This is a genomic window from Egibacteraceae bacterium, assembly GCA_035540635.1.
GTDB lineage: Bacteria > Actinomycetota > Nitriliruptoria > Euzebyales > Egibacteraceae > DATLGH01.
In genome coordinates, this window is record DATLGH010000002.1 from 1 (window position 1) to 14,656 (window position 14,656).

At 74.7% G+C, this 14,656-nt stretch carries 16 protein-coding genes and 1 pseudogene; 13 read left to right on the forward strand and 4 right to left on the reverse strand.

What is annotated here, in order from left to right; all coding sequences use genetic code 11:
* The 10 genes from VM324_00060 to VM324_00105 all read left to right on the forward strand — a co-directional run.
* The coding region (locus VM324_00060; GenBank protein HVL97675.1) for a hypothetical protein at nt 1–195 on the forward strand (195 nt) is incomplete at its 5' end.
* 191 nt (nt 196–386) lie between these two features.
* Complete coding sequence (locus VM324_00065) at nt 387–1,148, forward strand: DeoR/GlpR family DNA-binding transcription regulator (protein ID HVL97676.1); 762 nt, start codon at nt 387–389, stop codon at nt 1,146–1,148.
* Complete coding sequence (pfkB, locus tag VM324_00070; GenBank protein HVL97677.1) at nt 1,145–2,095, forward strand: 1-phosphofructokinase; 951 nt, start codon at nt 1,145–1,147, stop codon at nt 2,093–2,095. Before VM324_00065 ends, pfkB begins: the two co-directional genes overlap by 4 nt.
* A complete protein-coding gene (locus VM324_00075) occupies nt 2,092–2,556 on the forward strand; it encodes a PTS sugar transporter subunit IIA (GenBank protein ID HVL97678.1) in 465 nt (154 codons plus the stop codon). The genes pfkB and VM324_00075 overlap by 4 nt, the downstream gene beginning before the upstream one ends.
* Nucleotides 2,553–4,019, forward strand: a complete 1,467-nt coding sequence (locus tag VM324_00080; protein ID HVL97679.1) for a fructose-specific PTS transporter subunit EIIC — start codon at nt 2,553–2,555, stop codon at nt 4,017–4,019. The genes VM324_00075 and VM324_00080 overlap by 4 nt, the downstream gene beginning before the upstream one ends.
* Nucleotides 4,012–4,275 carry an HPr family phosphocarrier protein gene (locus tag VM324_00085; GenBank protein HVL97680.1) on the forward strand — a complete coding sequence of 88 codons (264 nt, stop codon included), beginning with the start codon at nt 4,012–4,014 and terminating at the stop codon, nt 4,273–4,275. Before VM324_00080 ends, VM324_00085 begins: the two co-directional genes overlap by 8 nt.
* On the forward strand, nt 4,272–5,993 hold the full coding sequence (ptsP, locus tag VM324_00090; GenBank protein ID HVL97681.1) for a phosphoenolpyruvate--protein phosphotransferase: 1,722 nt from the start codon (nt 4,272–4,274) through the stop codon (nt 5,991–5,993). Before VM324_00085 ends, ptsP begins: the two co-directional genes overlap by 4 nt.
* 183 nt (nt 5,994–6,176) lie before the next feature.
* On the forward strand, nt 6,177–6,944 hold the full coding sequence (locus tag VM324_00095; protein ID HVL97682.1) for a 5-oxoprolinase subunit PxpA: 768 nt from the start codon (nt 6,177–6,179) through the stop codon (nt 6,942–6,944).
* Nucleotides 6,941–7,552, forward strand: a complete 612-nt coding sequence (gene pxpB / locus VM324_00100; GenBank protein ID HVL97683.1) for a 5-oxoprolinase subunit PxpB — start codon at nt 6,941–6,943, stop codon at nt 7,550–7,552. Before VM324_00095 ends, pxpB begins: the two co-directional genes overlap by 4 nt.
* Nucleotides 7,549–8,418, forward strand: a complete 870-nt coding sequence (locus VM324_00105) for a biotin-dependent carboxyltransferase family protein (GenBank protein HVL97684.1) — start codon at nt 7,549–7,551, stop codon at nt 8,416–8,418. Before pxpB ends, VM324_00105 begins: the two co-directional genes overlap by 4 nt.
* 6 nt (nt 8,419–8,424) lie before the next feature.
* On the opposite strand, the pseudogene VM324_00110 reads toward VM324_00105, so the two are convergent.
* From VM324_00110 to VM324_00125, 4 genes and pseudogenes are all read right to left on the reverse strand, one after another.
* Nucleotides 8,425–8,745, reverse strand: a pseudogene (locus tag VM324_00110) (divalent metal cation transporter).
* Nucleotides 8,746–8,920: 175 nt separating this feature from the next.
* Nucleotides 8,921–9,358, reverse strand: a complete 438-nt coding sequence (locus tag VM324_00115; GenBank protein ID HVL97685.1) for a hypothetical protein — start codon at nt 9,356–9,358, stop codon at nt 8,921–8,923.
* 582 nt (nt 9,359–9,940) lie between these two features.
* Entirely contained in the window at nt 9,941–10,645 is a 705-nt protein-coding gene (locus VM324_00120; GenBank protein ID HVL97686.1) for a PspA/IM30 family protein, read from the reverse strand.
* Nucleotides 10,646–10,693: 48 nt separating this feature from the next.
* The gene (locus VM324_00125) at nt 10,694–12,616 is read right to left on the reverse strand and encodes a TPM domain-containing protein (GenBank protein ID HVL97687.1); all 1,923 of its coding nucleotides are present in this window, start codon (nt 12,614–12,616) and stop codon (nt 10,694–10,696) included.
* 333 nt (nt 12,617–12,949) lie between these two features.
* Here VM324_00125 and VM324_00130 point away from each other — a divergent pair, with 333 nt between their 5' ends.
* Genes VM324_00130 through VM324_00140 form a run of 3 tightly spaced genes read left to right on the forward strand, consistent with a single transcriptional unit; the run spans nt 12,950 to nt 14,258 of the window.
* Complete coding sequence (locus VM324_00130) at nt 12,950–13,408, forward strand: alcohol dehydrogenase catalytic domain-containing protein (GenBank protein HVL97688.1); 459 nt, start codon at nt 12,950–12,952, stop codon at nt 13,406–13,408.
* Nucleotides 13,405–13,533 carry a hypothetical protein gene (locus VM324_00135; GenBank protein HVL97689.1) on the forward strand — a complete coding sequence of 43 codons (129 nt, stop codon included), beginning with the start codon at nt 13,405–13,407 and terminating at the stop codon, nt 13,531–13,533. The genes VM324_00130 and VM324_00135 overlap by 4 nt, the downstream gene beginning before the upstream one ends.
* Before the next feature lie 11 nt (nt 13,534–13,544).
* Entirely contained in the window at nt 13,545–14,258 is a 714-nt protein-coding gene (locus VM324_00140; GenBank protein HVL97690.1) for an FGGY family carbohydrate kinase, read from the forward strand.
* Nucleotides 14,259–14,656 lie beyond the last annotated feature (398 nt).

The following is a 14,656-nucleotide window of genomic DNA, read 5'->3' on the forward strand; positions in this document are numbered from 1 at the left end:
GGCATGCCCGGCGACGTGAACGGGGCGCTGTTCCGCTACAACCGCGACGTGCGCTACGTCGACGCCGTCCGCACGTACGCCGAGCAGATGCAGGCCGACCCGCGCGCCTTCTACGGCTACTACCACTGGCAGGTGTACTTCTTCACCGGCAACGAGAGCGTCTGGCTTCCCCACGGCTTCGACAACACTTCCTGACCCGCGCCGCGCCAGGGCCGTGGCGGGTGTCGGGCCTGCGTCATCTCCGCGGTGACTGAGTCCCGACACCGGCGGGCCCGGCCGGCGCGGTGTCGAGCGGCTCGGGTCGTCGGCCGGGATTCCCCTTGCCATCCCAACGAAACAAAGGTATAACCATAAAGACACAGATAGCCGCAGATCCCGGAAGGGCCATGTACGCACCAGAACGCCAGCAGGAGATCCTCCGCCGCGCACGCGCCGTCGGCCGGGTCGACGTCGCGACCCTCGCCGGGGACCTGGCGGTGACGAGCGAGACGGTGCGCCGCGACCTCGACGCCCTCGAGCGCCAGGGGCTCCTGCGCCGCGTCCACGGCGGGGCGCTGCCCGTCGAGCGGCTGCGCTTCGAGCCCGGCGTCGCCGAGCGGGCCGCGACCATGGCCGCCGAGAAGGAGCGTATCGCCAAGGTCGCCCTCGACTACCTGCCGCGGGAGGGCACGATCCTCGTCGACGCGGGCACGACGACCGCCCGCTTCGCCGAGCAGCTCCCCGATGACCGCGAGCTCACCGTCGTCACCAACGCCCTGCCGATCGCACTGACCCTGTCCGCCCGGCCCCGGCTCACGGTCCTGACCGTCGGGGGGCGGGTGCGGGGGCGGACGCTCGCGCTCGTCGACCGCTGGGCGCTGCGGAGCCTCGGCGAGATCCACGTCGACGTCGCGTTCGTCGCCGCGAACGGCGTCTCCGTGGGTGGCGGCCTTACCACCCCCGACCTCGCCGAGGCCACGGTGAAGGAGGCGATGGTGGCCGCCGCCGACCGCGTCGTGCTGCTCGCGGACCACACGAAGGTCGGCGTCGACAAGTTCTGCCGGTTCGCCGACATCGGCGCGGTCGACGTCTTCGTCACCGACGCAGGGGTCGACGACGAGACCGCGGCCGTGTTTCGTGACGCAGGTGTGGACATGGTGCGCGCATGATCGTCACCGTCACCGCCAACCCGAGCCTCGACCGCACGATCGAGGTCGGCGCGCTCACCCGCGGCGCGGTCCACCGGGCGAGCGCGTTCCGCGAGGAGGCGGGCGGCAAGGGCGTGAACATCGCGCGTGCGCTGGCCGCCAACGGCCACAAGACGCGGGCGGTGCTGCCGTGCGGCGGATCGGACGGCCGGCTGCTCACCGGGCTGCTCGCCGACGCGGGGATCGACTTCGCCACGGTGCCGATCGGTGCTGCGGTGCGCACGAACGTGAGCGTCGTCGAGGACGACGGCACGGTCACGAAGCTCAACACCGCCGGCCCCGCCCTGCAGGGTGCCGAGGTCGACGGCCTCGTGGCCACCGCCGTCGACGCCGCCGGCTCCGCGACCTGGGCGGTGTGCAGCGGCAGCCTGCCTCCCGGCGTTCCCGACGACCTGTACGCCCGCCTCGTCGAGGCGCTGCGCGCCGTCGGGTGCGCAGTCGCGGTGGACACGAGCGGGCCCGCGCTCACCACGGCGCTCGCCGCCCGGCCCGACGTCGTGAAGCCGAACGCCGAAGAGCTCGCCGAGGCGGTCGGCGCGCCGCTCGCCACGCTCGGCGACGCGGTCGCCGCCGCGCAGGAGCTGCGCCGCCGAGGCGCCCGGGCCGTGCTCGCAAGCCTCGGCGCCGACGGGGCGCTGCTCGTCGACGACGGCGGCGCGGTCCACGGCGAGGCGCCCGTCGCGGTGGTGCGCAGCGCGGTCGGTGCCGGGGACGCGACCCTCGCCGGCTTCCTCGCCGGCGGTGGCCACGGGCGGGCGGCCCTCGCCGACGCCCTCACCTGGGGCGCCGCCGCCGTCGGGCTGCCCGGGACCCGCATGCCGGGCCCTGGCGACCTCGACCGCGCGGCGGTCCGCGTCCACGACCGGCTCGACCCGCACCGACCCCTCGACCTAGGAGCGACGCCATGACCCTGTCCATCGACGACATCACGAGCGAGTCGCTCGTCACCCTCGACCTCGACTCCGCTGACCGCTGGGCGGCGATCGACGAGCTCGCCCGCCTGCTCGAGGTCGACGGCCGCGTCACCGACCGGAGCGCCTTCGTGCAGGCGGTGCGCGCCCGGGAGGAGACCGGGCCGACCGGCATGGAGATGGGCATCGCCATCCCCCATGGCAAGTCCTCGGGCGTCGCCCGGCCGTCGGTGGCGTTCGGCCGCTCGCCCGACGGCGTGGACTTCGGCTCCGCCGACGGCACCCCTGCCGACCTCGTGTTCCTCATCGCCGCCCCGGAGGGCGAGAGCGACCTCCACATCACCCTGCTGTCCCGACTCGCTCGAAAGCTCGTGCACGACGAGTTCCGCGACGCCCTGCGCACGGCAGCGACGCCGGCGGACGTCATCGATATCTTGCGCAAGGAGGTCACCCTGTGAAGATCGTCGCTGTCACCTCATGCCCCACGGGCATCGCCCACACCTACATGGCCGCGGAGGCCCTCGAGAAGGCCGCGAAGGCCGCCGGCCACGACATCGTCGTGGAGACGCAGGGTTCGGCCGGCGCGGAGGTCGCCCCGGCGGAGAGCATCCGGGGCGCCGACGTGCTCATCCTCGCCGCCGACGCGGCGGTCCGCGACGTCGAGCGCTTCGCGCACCTGCCCCGCGTCGAGGTGAAGGTCGCCGAGGCGATCAACCGGGCGAGCGAGGTCATCGCGCGCGCCGAGGAGGCCGCCCGCGCGCGACCGGCCGCCGCCGCGGCCCCGGCCGCGGGCGCCGCGACCGCCGCGGCCACCCCTCGTGATCCCGCCGGCGACGCGCCCGCGACGTCGACGAAGGGCGGCACCGTGCGCCGCTGGCTCATGACCGGGGTGAGCTACATGATCCCGTTCGTCGCCGCCGGCGGGATCCTCATCGCGCTCGCGTTCGCCATCGGCGGCGCGGTCGAGGTCACGGAGGTCAGCGTCTTCGACGAGTTCTCCATCGGCGCGCTGCTCCTCGAGATCGGCGGCACGGCGTTCTCGATGCTGGTGCCGATCCTCGCCGGATTCATCGCCTACGCGATGGCCGACCGGCCCGGCATCGCGCCGGGCATCGTCGGCGGCCTGCTCGCCGTGCACGACGCCATCGGCGCCGGCTTCCTCGGCGGCATCGCTGCGGGCCTGATCGCCGGCGGCACCGTGCTGCTGCTGAAGAAGATCCGGGTGCCGGCAAGCCTGCGCGGCATCATGCCGGTGCTCGTCTACCCGCTCGTCGCGACGTTCGTCGTCGGTGCGCTCATGATCCTGGTCGTCGGCCAGCCGATCGCGGCGTTCACCGCGGCGCTCACCAGCGCGCTGGAGGGGATGCAGGGCACCAACGCGATCCTGCTCGGCGCGCTCCTCGGGCTCATGATGGCCTTCGACATGGGCGGCCCTGTCAACAAGGTCGCCTACACCTTCGGTCTGGCGGCGCTCGCAGCCGGGCAGTTCGCCCCCATGGGCGCGGTCATGGCCGCCGGCATGACCCCACCGCTCGGTCTCGCCCTCGCGACCGCGCTCGCCCGGCGCCAGTACACCGTCCCCGAACGCGAGGCCGGCAAGGCCGCGTGGCTCATGGGCGCGTCGTTCATCACCGAGGGCGCGATCCCGTTCGCGGCCGCCGACCCCGTGCGGGTCATCCCCTCGATCATGGCCGGATCCGCCGTCGCCGGCGGGCTGTCCATGGCGTTCAACGCGACCCTGCAGGCGCCCCACGGCGGCATCTTCGTCATCGGGCTCGTCGGCAACTGGCCGCTCTACCTGCTCGCCATCGCGATCGGCAGCGTCGTCACCGCGGTGCTCGTCAACATCCTGAAGCGCGTCGGCGCGAACACCGCCGACGTCGTCGCGGAGACGCCCCAGAAGGAGGCTGTCCATGCCTAGCAAGACCGTCACGCTGACCAACCCCACCGGGCTCCACGCCCGTCCGGCGGCGGTGTTCGCGAAGGCTGCGGCCGCCCACCCGTGCGCGGTCACCGTCGCCAAGGGCGAGCGGACCGTGAACGCGAAGTCGGTGCTCAGCGTGCTCACCCTCGACTGCCACCAGGGCGACGAGCTCACGATCGCGACCGACGGCGAGGGCGAGGACACCGCCCTGGACGAGCTCGTCGCCCTCGTCGAGAGCGGCATCGGCGAATGACCGCCGCGCTCCTGCATGGCCGGGGCGCCTCGCCCGGCGTGGCGGTTGCGCCGGCGTTCGTCATGGCGCCCCGGCCGAGACCCGAGGCCCGCAGCGACGCCGCGCCGGTCGACCCCGCGCACGAGCACGAACGGCTCGACCGCGCGCTCGCGCAGGCCATCGGGCAGCTCGAGGCGGTGGCGGACCGGCTGTCGGACGCGGTCGGCGCGGAGGAGGCGGCGATCTTCACCGCCCACGCCGCCTTCGCCGCCGACCCGGAGCTCGCCGGGATGGCGCACGGCTCCATCGACGCGGGCGCCACCGCGGAGGACGCGGTGCGCGACGCGTTCGGCGCCTTCCGCAACCTGCTGTCCGCATCGGCCGACGAGTACCTCGCCGCCCGGGCCGCCGACCTCGACGACGTCGCCGAGCGCGTCGTCGGCGTCCTCACGGGGGCGACCCGCCCTGTGCCGACCGAGCGCTGCATCGTCGTCGCGCACGACCTTGCGCCGTCGGACACCGCCGAGCTGCCGCGTGACCTCGTCGCCGGGGTGGTCTGCGAGGCCGGCTCGCCGACGAGCCACGCGGCCATCCTCGCGCGTTCGCTCGGGATCCCCGCGGTCGTCGGCGCCCGCGACGTCATCACCCGCGCCCCCGCCGGGGTGGTGCTCGCCGTCGACGGGCGCAGCGGCGAGGTCCTCGTCGACCCCGACGAGGTCGACCGGGACCGCTACGCGAAGTTCGCCGCGGCGGAGGCGGAGCGGCGGGAGCGTCTCGAAGCGCTTCGAGACCTGCCCGGCCAGACCGCCGACGGCGTCCACGTGGAGCTGGCCGCGAACGTCAACGACCCCGGCGCCCTTGACCGGGCGCTCGGGGCCGGGGCGCAGGGCAGCGGCCTCGTGCGCACGGAGTTCCTGTTCCTCGACGCGACCGACGCGCCCACGGTCGACGACCAGGTCGCCTACTACCGCCGGGTGCTCGACGCCTTCCCCGGCGAGCGCGTCGTCTTTCGCACCCTCGACATCGGCGCGGACAAGCCCGTGCCGTTCATCACGCGCCCGCCCGAGGAGAACCCCGCGCTCGGCGTCCGCGGCTTGCGCCTCGGGCTCGCCGAGCCGCGGCTGCTGCGCGACCAGCTGCGGGCGCTGCTGCGCGCCGCCTCACCGGCCGGCGGTCCGACCGCCACGGGCCGCCTCGCGATCATGTTCCCGATGGTCGCCACGACCGCCGAGGTCGACGAGGCCCGCGCGATCCTCGACGAGGTCGCCGGCGAGGAGGGCGTCGACGTCGCCGGCGTCGAGGTCGGGGTCATGGTCGAGGTGCCCGCCGCGGCGCTCGCCGCCGACCGGCTCGCCCGCCGCGTCGACTTCCTGTCCATCGGCACGAACGACCTGCTCCAGTACCTGTTCGCCGCCGACCGGCTCAACCCCGACGTCGCGGGGATCCCCGACGTGTTCGACCCCGACGTGCTGCGCCTTATCGGGTCGGTCTGCCGGGCCGCCGCCGCCCACGGGGCGTGGGTCGGCGTGTGCGGCGAGGCGGCGGCGGAGCCGCGTGCGGCCGCCGCGTTCGTCGCGCTCGGCGTCACCGAGCTGTCGATGACCCCGAACGCGGTGCCCGACGTGAAGGACAAGCTGCGCCGCCACACGGGCGACGAGCTGCGCGCAGCCGCGGACGCTGCGCTCGCCGCGCCGGACGGGACCGCGGCCCGCGCGGCGTTCAAGGAGGCGCTGCGCTGAGCGGTCACGGTGTGTGGAGGGCGCGTCAGCCCGCCTCGGCGACGAAGCCGGCCTGACCGCGGCGAGGGCGCGCCACCTGAGGATGAGCCCGGCGCGTCGGTGGCGACCGGCGCGGCGTGACCGCGCGGTTGCGGGCCACGGCGAGGGGGCACACATCCTGCCCGGCGAGCGTTCGGCGAGGTGATGGAACCCAGGCACGTCGACCTCAACAGCGACCTCGGTGAGTCCTTCGGGCGGTGGACGCTCGGGGACGACGCGGCGGTCCTCGAGGCGGTCACGAGCGCGAACGTCGCCTGCGGGTTCCACGCCGGGGACCCGAGCACTCTTCGGCGCACGTGCGCGGACGCCGCCGAGCGCGGCGTCGCGATCGGCGCACAGGTCGGCTACCCCGACCTCGCGGGGTTCGGGCGGCGGTTCATCGACATGGATCCCGACGAGCTCGCCGACTGCGTCCTCTACCAGATCGGCGCCCTCGAGGCGTTCGCGCGTGTCGCCGGGTCGCGGGTGGTCTACGTGAAGCCCCACGGCGCGCTCTACAACGCCGTCGTCGACCACGAGGAGCAGGCGGCGGCCGTCGTGCGGGCGGTCCGCGCGTACGACGCGCGCATGCCGCTGCTCGGCCTGCCCGGCTCGGCGCTGCTGCGGCACGCGGGCGACGCGGGGCTGCCCGTCGTGCGGGAGGCCTTCGCCGACCGGGCGTACACGCCGCAGGCAACCCTCGTGTCGCGCCGGGAGCCCGGGGCGGTCCTCCACGACGCCGACGAGGTCGCGCGGCGGGCGGTGCGGATGGTCACCGACGGACAGATCGTGGCCGTCGACGGAAGCGTCGTCACGGTGGCGGTGGACTCGATCTGCGTGCACGGCGACTCGCCGGGAGCGGTCGCGATGGCCAAAGGGGTGCGCGCGGCCCTCGAGGCCGCCGGGGTCGAGCTGCGGGCGTTCACCGCGTGAGGCTGCTCGACTGCGGCGACGTCGGCGTCCTCGTCGAGCTCGACGACCTCGACGAGGTGCTCGGTCTGCAGGCCGAGCTCGTCGAGCGGCGTCCGGCGGGCGTCGTCGACCTCGTGCCCGCCACCCGGACGCTGCTCGTGCGCATCGACCCGGCGGTGACGACGGCCGGCGCCCTGCGCCGGCTCCTCGGCGGCCTGCAACCTCGGGCCCCGGGGGACCGGCAGGCCGGCTCCGTGGAGATCCCCGTCGTGTACGACCGGGAGGACCTCCCCGAGGTGGGTGACCTCACGGGTCTCGGGGCGCGCGGGGTCGTGGAGGCGCACACCGGGCAGACGTGGACGGTAGCGTTCGCCGGGTTCGTGCCCGGATTCGGTTACCTCGTCGGCGAGGACGAGCGGCTGCACGTCCCGCGGCGCAGCGAACCCCGCACCCGGGTCCCGGCCGGGTCGGTCGGCCTCGCGGGCCCGTTCAGCGGCGTCTACCCGCGCGCCTCGCCGGGCGGCTGGCAGCTCATCGGAAGTACCGAGCTCGCCATGTGGGACCTCGACCGCGATCCTCCCGCGCTGCTCGAACCCGGGGTGCGGGTGCGGTTCGTGGAGGCGTCGTGACCGGGACGCTCGAGGTGGTGGCGCCCGGTCCGCTCGCGACCGTCCAGGACCTCGGCCGGCCGGGCCTTGCGATGTGGGGGGTGACCGCCTCGGGCGCCGCCGACCGCAGGGCGCTGCGCCTTGGCAACCGCCTCGTCGGCAACCCCGAGGGCAGCGCCGCGCTCGAGGTGACCTTCGGGGGGGCGCGGCTGCGTCCCGACGCCGACGCGCTGCTCGCCCTCACCGGGGCGCCGTGCCCCGCTGCGATCGACGGCAGCCCGGTCGGGCACAACGCGGTGCTCACCCTGCGGGGCGGGCAGGAGCTGCGTCTCGGGGCGCCCCGCAGCGGCCTGCGGACCTACGTCGCGGTACGGGGCGGCCTCGACGTGCCGGCCGTGCTCGGGTCCCGGGCCACCGATGTGCTCGCCGGGCTGGGCCCACCCGTGGTGAAGGCCGGCGACCGCCTGCCCGTCGGGCGGCCGGCGGGCGAGCCGCCCGGGGTGGACGTCGCGCCGGTGCCGGATCCGCCGGCGGGCGAGGTCCGGTTGCGGGTGCGCCTCGGCCCCCGCGACGACTGGTTCGCGCAGGCGGCGGCGGACGCGCTGGTCACCGCAGCCTGGACGGTGAGCCAGCAGAGCAACCGGGTGGGCCTGCGACTGGAGGGCACTCCCCTCGAGCGTGCCGTTTCGGGCGAGTTGCCGAGCGAGGGCATGGTCCGCGGGTCCCTGCAGGTGCCGCCCTCGGGCCTGCCGACGCTGCTGCTCGCCGACCACCCGATCACCGGGGGCTACCCGGTCATCGCCGTCGTGCTCGACGCGGACGTCGACGGGGTGGGTCAGGTCCGTCCCGGCCAGCAGCTGCGCTTCGTCGCGACCGCCGCCGGGTGATCGGCGTCAGCCGACGAACCCGAAGGCGCGGGCGAGGTTGAACAGCCCGAGACCGGTGGCGGTGAGCACGACGAGCCCGCCGACGACGTTGCCGACCGGGCCGTTCGCGTCCGTGCCGAGAAGGTCGCGGCGGTTCATGACGACGAGCAGGAAGATCGCGATGACGGGCAGGACGAGCCCATTGGCGGCCTGCGCGAACACGATCGCCTCGACCGGGGAGCCGCCGATGGCGGCGAAGAACGTGCCGATGACGATGACGGCCGCCCACACGCACCGGAAGCACCACGACTTGAGGTCCCGGCCCCACCCGAGCGACCCCGAGATCGCGAAGCGGCCGCCAGCGGCGCGGTCACCGCGCTCGTTATCCCCGCGAGCAGCCCCGTCGCGAAGACCACCTGGGGGCTGCGCCCGAGCAGCGGCTCGAGCTGGTTGGCCATGCTGCCCGCGTCATGGATGCCGATGCCGGTCGTGAAGAAGGCCGCAGCCGCGGTCGACATGACCGCTAGGGTGACGAGCCCGCCGAGAAGGCGGTGGATGGCTCCGACGGCGAGCCACTGCCAGTGCTCCTGGGGATCGGGCCGGTCCAGAGCCCTGCGCAGGTGCGGTTCCGCTTGCTCCTGGCGGCCGAGGGCCCGCAGGCAGCGGCCGACGCCTTCTTCGACGATCCATCCCGAGCGCCCTTCGTCCATCCGGCGACGGAGGCGCTCCAGCTGCTTCTCGACAGCCTTGCGTCCATCAACATGAGTAGGCCCGAATGCTCCGCGGTGGCTACCGACCCTTTGGCTTCGACCACGACGGTGCGGCCGTTGCGCACGGCTACGAGGTCGGGGCCGGCAGTGAGGGTCTTGCGGGTCCCGTCGGCCAGTTCGACGGTGTTTGGCCGGCCGATGTAGAGGATGTCGTAGCCGCGTTGTGGGAGCAGTTCGACTGCGGTTTCCACGCCGTAGGCGTGGCTGCGCGCCGCCCCGGGGCGAGGCTGGCGTTCTGACTCTCCCAGTGGACCACGCGAGGGCTCTGGGCGTAGTCGCGGTACATCGTGCCCGGCGAGAACGGATGGTCGGCCTCTGCAGGGTGACCAGCAGCGCGTCGGTCTGGGTCTGCTCGCACCCGGCGACACCGGCGACGAACGACTTAAGGCTTGCGCTGCAACGTCGCGTACCCCAACGCCGCCAGCACCTCCTCCCCGCTGTAGCGGGGCCGACATCTCCTGCAGGAGCATCGCGGCGAGGACGGAGAACCCGAGCGCCCACACGATCTGGAAGCCGAAGCCCGGCCGGCCACGCTCGCCGTCTTGATCGTTCCGGGCCCGATGAACGCGGCGGCGACGAGCAGCCCGGGACCGAGCCCGAGCCCGCGGAGGCGGCGCCGCTCACCCTCTTCGGGTGTCGTGGCGAGGCGCTCACCGGGGCGTGACGACGACATGAGGCCACCGCATTGCCCGGGGCGGGCGCGCGTCAAACGCACCGTGCGGGAGCCGGCCCCCTCTTCGTCGGGCGCGCGGGGCGGGCCGCGGTGAACGCGGTCAGGAGCCGCTGGCGCGCAGGGCGTCGAGGCGGCGCTGGACCTCGGTGTCGTCGCCGAGCTCCTCGAGCCCCTCGCGCTGCGCTTCGAGGGAGTACGCCGAAACCTCCTCCATGCCGAGGACCTCGGCTTCCTGACGCCGCACGTGCTCCTCGAAGCGGCCGAGCTCCGCGCCCGGGTCGAGCACGCTGTGGACGGACTCGTGCATCTTCGTGCGGGCCTCCGCCGCCCGCGCGCGGCTGACGAGCTCGTCGCGGCGGCGCACGAGGTCCTCGTGCTTCGCGCGGACCTTGTCGAGCCCGCTTCTCAGCTGCGTCGCCAGCCCCTCCTGCTGGGCGATCTGGGTCGAGAAGGTCTCGACCTGCTTCTCGTAGCCGATCTGGCGGCGCAGGGCGACGCGGGCGAGCTCGGTGAAGCGGTCGGCGTCGGGGGACCCCTCCGCGGCGAGCTGCTCCGCGCGTGCGGCCGCCGCGGCCGCCTTGCGTCCCCACTCCTCGGCGGCCTCACGGGCCTCGTCGCGGTCGTCTTCGAGCAGGCGGAGGTTGCCGACGGTCTGCGCGACGGCGCTCTCGGCTTCGGCGATGCTCGCGGAGAAGTCGCGGAGGAGCTGGTCGAGCATCTTCTCGGGATCATCGGCGCCGTCGAGGAGCGCGCTCACGTTCGCGCGGACGAGCTGACCGATCCTGCCGATGACGGTGCGGGCCATGCGGGAACCTCCTCGGTTTTCGGGGCCGGCCGGCGCGGCGGCCTGCGGTCAGAATCGTCCTCCGCCGACGCGCCCGCCGCCGAACCCGCCGCCGCCCATGGGGACGGGGAACCCGCCGATGACCACGACGCCGCCGCGCCCCCCGCCCATGCCGCCGCCGAACGGGCCCCTGCCGAAGCCGCCGCGGTAGCGGTCGTAGTCGTCGAAGTCGGCCTGCGCCCGCCGGTAGGCGTCGTCGGCGAGGCGCTCGGCCCTCGACGCCTCCTCGGTGGCCTGGGTGGGGTCGGACGGGGCGAGCTCGCGCGCGTGTTCGAGGTGGCGTTCGGCCTCCTGCAGGCGGGTGCGCGCCTCACGGCCGACCCCGCGCCGGCGTCCCGCGATGTAGCTCTCGGCGCGCCGGTAGGCGTCGTCGGCGACGCGGATGGCGGCAGCCGCCGCCTCGCGCTCGCGGGCGTAGCGCTCCTCGGCCTCGCGGACGTCGGCGAGGACGGCGCTCGCCTTGCTGTGAGCCTTGCGGACGAGCTGGTGGGCGAGGACCGCGTCGCGACGCTGCTCGGTGCGCGCCTGGTCGAGCAGGGCCTGCGCCTCGGCGACGGCGGGTGACACCCCGGCGGCGGAGCGGTCGGCGGCGGTGCGTGCCTCGTCGGTGAGGGCGGTCGCCGTGCGCAGGTCGAGCTCGAAGTCGCGTTCGGCGTCGGCGAGGGCGGCGGCGAGGCGCTCGACCGCTTCGACGAGCCCCTCGGAGGCGGCCAGCCCGGCCTCGGCGTCGTGCGCGGCGTCCGCGGCGCGCCGCCGGTCCCCCGCCTCGCCGGCTGCGCGCCCCTCTTCGACGAGCGCGCGGATGCCCTCGAGCGCCTTGCCGACCTCCACGAGGTTGCCCTGGACGGCCTCGGCGCTGATAGGGGCGGCGTCCTCGACCTGCGCGAGGAGGGGCTCAGCCGCTCGGCGGCGCCGCTCGACCTGGTCGATACGCTCGGGCAGCGCGGCGAGGACTTCGGGCGCGCGCCGCTCGAGATCACGGATCGCGTCGAGCTTCGCGTGCGCCTCGCCGAGGACGGCGTCGATGCGCTTCGTGCGGTCGATGATCTCGGTGAGCATCGCCTCGCGCTCGTCCGGTGACTCGGGGATGTGGTCGTCGAGGCGCTGGCGGACCGCGAACGCCGCGTGCAGCTCGCGGCGCGCCTCGTCGATGGCCTGGACGAATGGCCCGAGGTCGTCGGGGCGCAGCTCCGCCTCGGCGAAGCCAAGCTCGGTGACGGCCTCGCGCACGGCCTCGTCCGTCCCGACGAGCAGGGTGTTCGCCTCCCGCGCGAGCGCGCCGGTGCGCCGGTCCCGCTCCTCGCGGCTGCGTTTGGCGCCCATGCGCGCGCGCACCCGGTCGACCACCGCGGTGGCGGCGAGGCCGGCGAACATCAGCAGTATCAGGAAGCCGCCGAGCCCGAGCCCCCCGCCCGGCCGCGGCGGGACGGGCGGGCGGTCGGGAACGGCCTCGCCCGCCTGCGCGGCGGCGAGCGCCTCGGCCGCGGCGACGGGCGCGCCGGCGAAGTCGCCGGTGGCCAGGCGGGGCTCGACCACCTCCACGGAGATGCGGTCGATGTCGGCCTGGCTGATCGCGGTCAGTGCGTCGGCGACCCAAAGCGCGTACGCCCGGTCGTCGAGGGCGACGACGAGCAGCGCATCGTCCCCGCCGAGGTTGTTCGCCTGCGCGGTCTCGTCGGCGAACCGCATCACCGGCACGCCGCCGGTCGTGTCGGTGTACCAGACCAAGAGCTGGACGCCGCTCCGGCTGCGGATGACGCCGAGCTCACGCGCGACGTCCTCCGCCGCGCCGTCGAGCACGCCGACGTCGTCGGTCACCGCGTCGGCGAGGCGCGCGGCCTGCGCGGCCGCCGGGCCGGCGGTCAGCAGAAACACGGCGCACGCCGCCCATGCGACGGCGAAGGCGGGCAGGGTCGGACGCGGCGTGACCATTCCCCGGGCGTGTTCCCCGCGGGGGCGTCCCCACACCTGCGGCGGGGGCGGGTCCGCCGCTCAGGGGCCGACGTCCACGGCCGGCGTGTAGCGCGGCAGGAAAGGGAGGTTGTCGGCCAGGTTGCCGTCGGGCGCGTCGCGGTAGTAGCGCGAGACCACGCCGTTGCGGCGCACGCGGATCTCGTTGCATGGACGCGCTCACGGTCCTGGACAGCGGCCGTCAACGCCCGAACCACCACGGGCGTCGCTGACGCGCACATCGGGGCGTCCGCCTCTGCCACGATGGTGCCTGGCCTCCTGGCAGTCGACGACCGCTGAAGAAGGTGAGCGTTCATGAGCGGATCACTCACCGCGGACCGCCCCGAGCGCATGCGGGCGGTCGTCTGCTACGCGCCTGGCGACTACCGCCTGGAGGAGCGGCCCGTGCCGGCGCCGGGCGAGGTGCTGACCAGGGTGGAGGCCGTTGGCATCTGCGCCAGCGACCTCAAGTGCTACCAGGGCGCGCCGCTGTTCCGTGGCGACGAGCACCGCGACGGTTGCCGCCAGCCGCCGGTCATCCCCGGCCACGAGTTCGTCGGTCGGGTGGTTGCGCTCGGCGAGGGCGCCGGCGAACGCGACGGGCTGCGCGTCGGCAACCCGGCGGTGTCCGAGCAGATCGTGCCGTGCTGGACGTGCCGGTACTGCCGGCGTGAGCCCGTCACCGTTGACTGGACGATCGTCGGCGACACCAACGAGCTCGACGTCCACGGCGCCCACTGGGCCCCTACTGCTACCCCATCGCCATCGACATGATGGCCAGCGGGGCGCTGCCGGTCGAGCGCATCGTCACCCACCGCCTGCCCCTGGCCGACTTTGCGCAGGGCCTGGCCCTGGTCGCCGACGCCACCGAGTCCATCAAGGTCATCCTCCAGCCGTAAGGGGCCCGCCAGTGAGCCAGGACGGCCTGCTGCTCGGTGTCGACATCGGCACGCAGAGCTCCAAGGGGGTGCTCGTGGCCACCGACGGGCGCGTCGTGGAGCAGGTGCAGCGGCCCCACGGGATGGCGCACCCCCGCCCCGGCCACTTCGAGCAGGACGCCGAGGAGGTGTGGTGGGGCGACTTCGTGCACCTGTGCCGCGAGCTGCTGGCCCGCGACGGTGTGGACCCGCGCGCCGTCGCCGCGGTCGGCGTGAGCGGCATCGGGCCGTGCGTCGTGCCCGCCGACGCCGCCGGCACGCCGCTGCGCCCGGGGATCCTCTACGGCATCGACACCCGGGCGGTCGGCGAGGCGGCCTGGTTGACCGACCACTACGGCGAGGACGCCGTGCTCGCCATGGGCCGCTCGCCGCTGACGAGCCAGGCGGTGGGCCCCAAGCTGCTGTGGCTGCGCCGCCACGAGCCCGACGTGTCGGCCGCCACCGAGCGGTTCTTCATGGCCAGCTCCTACGTCGTGTTCCGCCTCACCGGCGAGTACACCCTGGACCACCACAGCGCCAGCGGCGTCAACCCCTTCTACGACGCCTCCCGCCACGGCACACTCCGTGGGTCGGCGACGTCCTCGGCGGGCTGGCGATGCCGGCGCTGCGTTGGGCGTCGCAGCAGGCCGGCACCGTGCACGCCGCAGCAGCCGAGCAGACCGGCCTGGCCGAGGGCACCCCGGTAAACGCGGGCACCCGTCGACGCCGCCGCTGAGGCCGTCAGCGTGGGCGTGCGCCGCCCTGGCGACCTCATGCTCATGTACGGCAGCACGATGTTCCTCATCCAGGTCGTGTCCGAGCTGCCGCTGCGCACGCCGTTCTGGGGCACCTCCTACCTGTTCGCCGGCGAGGTCGCCGTCGCCGCGGGCATGGCCACCTCCGGGATCCTCGCCCGCTGGTTCCGCGACCTGCTCGCCGACGACGCGCCGAGCTACGAGCAGCTGTCCGCGCAGGCCGAGGCGGTGCCCGCCGGCAGCAACGGCCTCGTCGTGCTGCCCTACTTCGCCCGCGAGCGCACGCCGGTGCACGACCCCGACGCCCGCGGGATCGTCGCGGGCCTGTCGCTCGCGCACGGCCGCGCTGA

Coding starts and splice junctions, on each gene's coding strand:
- VM324_00130 (HVL97688.1), top strand. CDS start 12,950: ATGAGCGGATCACTCACCGCGGACCGCCCCGAGCGCATGCGGGCGGTC.
- VM324_00125 (HVL97687.1), bottom strand. CDS start 12,616: ATGGTCACGCCGCGTCCGACCCTGCCCGCCTTCGCCGTCGCATGGGCG.
- VM324_00095 (HVL97682.1), top strand. CDS start 6,177: ATGGAACCCAGGCACGTCGACCTCAACAGCGACCTCGGTGAGTCCTTC.
- VM324_00075 (HVL97678.1), top strand. CDS start 2,092: ATGACCCTGTCCATCGACGACATCACGAGCGAGTCGCTCGTCACCCTC.
- VM324_00120 (HVL97686.1), bottom strand. CDS start 10,645: ATGGCCCGCACCGTCATCGGCAGGATCGGTCAGCTCGTCCGCGCGAAC.
- ptsP (HVL97681.1), top strand. CDS start 4,272: ATGACCGCCGCGCTCCTGCATGGCCGGGGCGCCTCGCCCGGCGTGGCG.
- VM324_00135 (HVL97689.1), top strand. CDS start 13,405: ATGATGGCCAGCGGGGCGCTGCCGGTCGAGCGCATCGTCACCCACCGC.
- VM324_00065 (HVL97676.1), top strand. CDS start 387: ATGTACGCACCAGAACGCCAGCAGGAGATCCTCCGCCGCGCACGCGCC.
- VM324_00085 (HVL97680.1), top strand. CDS start 4,012: ATGCCTAGCAAGACCGTCACGCTGACCAACCCCACCGGGCTCCACGCC.
- pfkB (HVL97677.1), top strand. CDS start 1,145: ATGATCGTCACCGTCACCGCCAACCCGAGCCTCGACCGCACGATCGAG.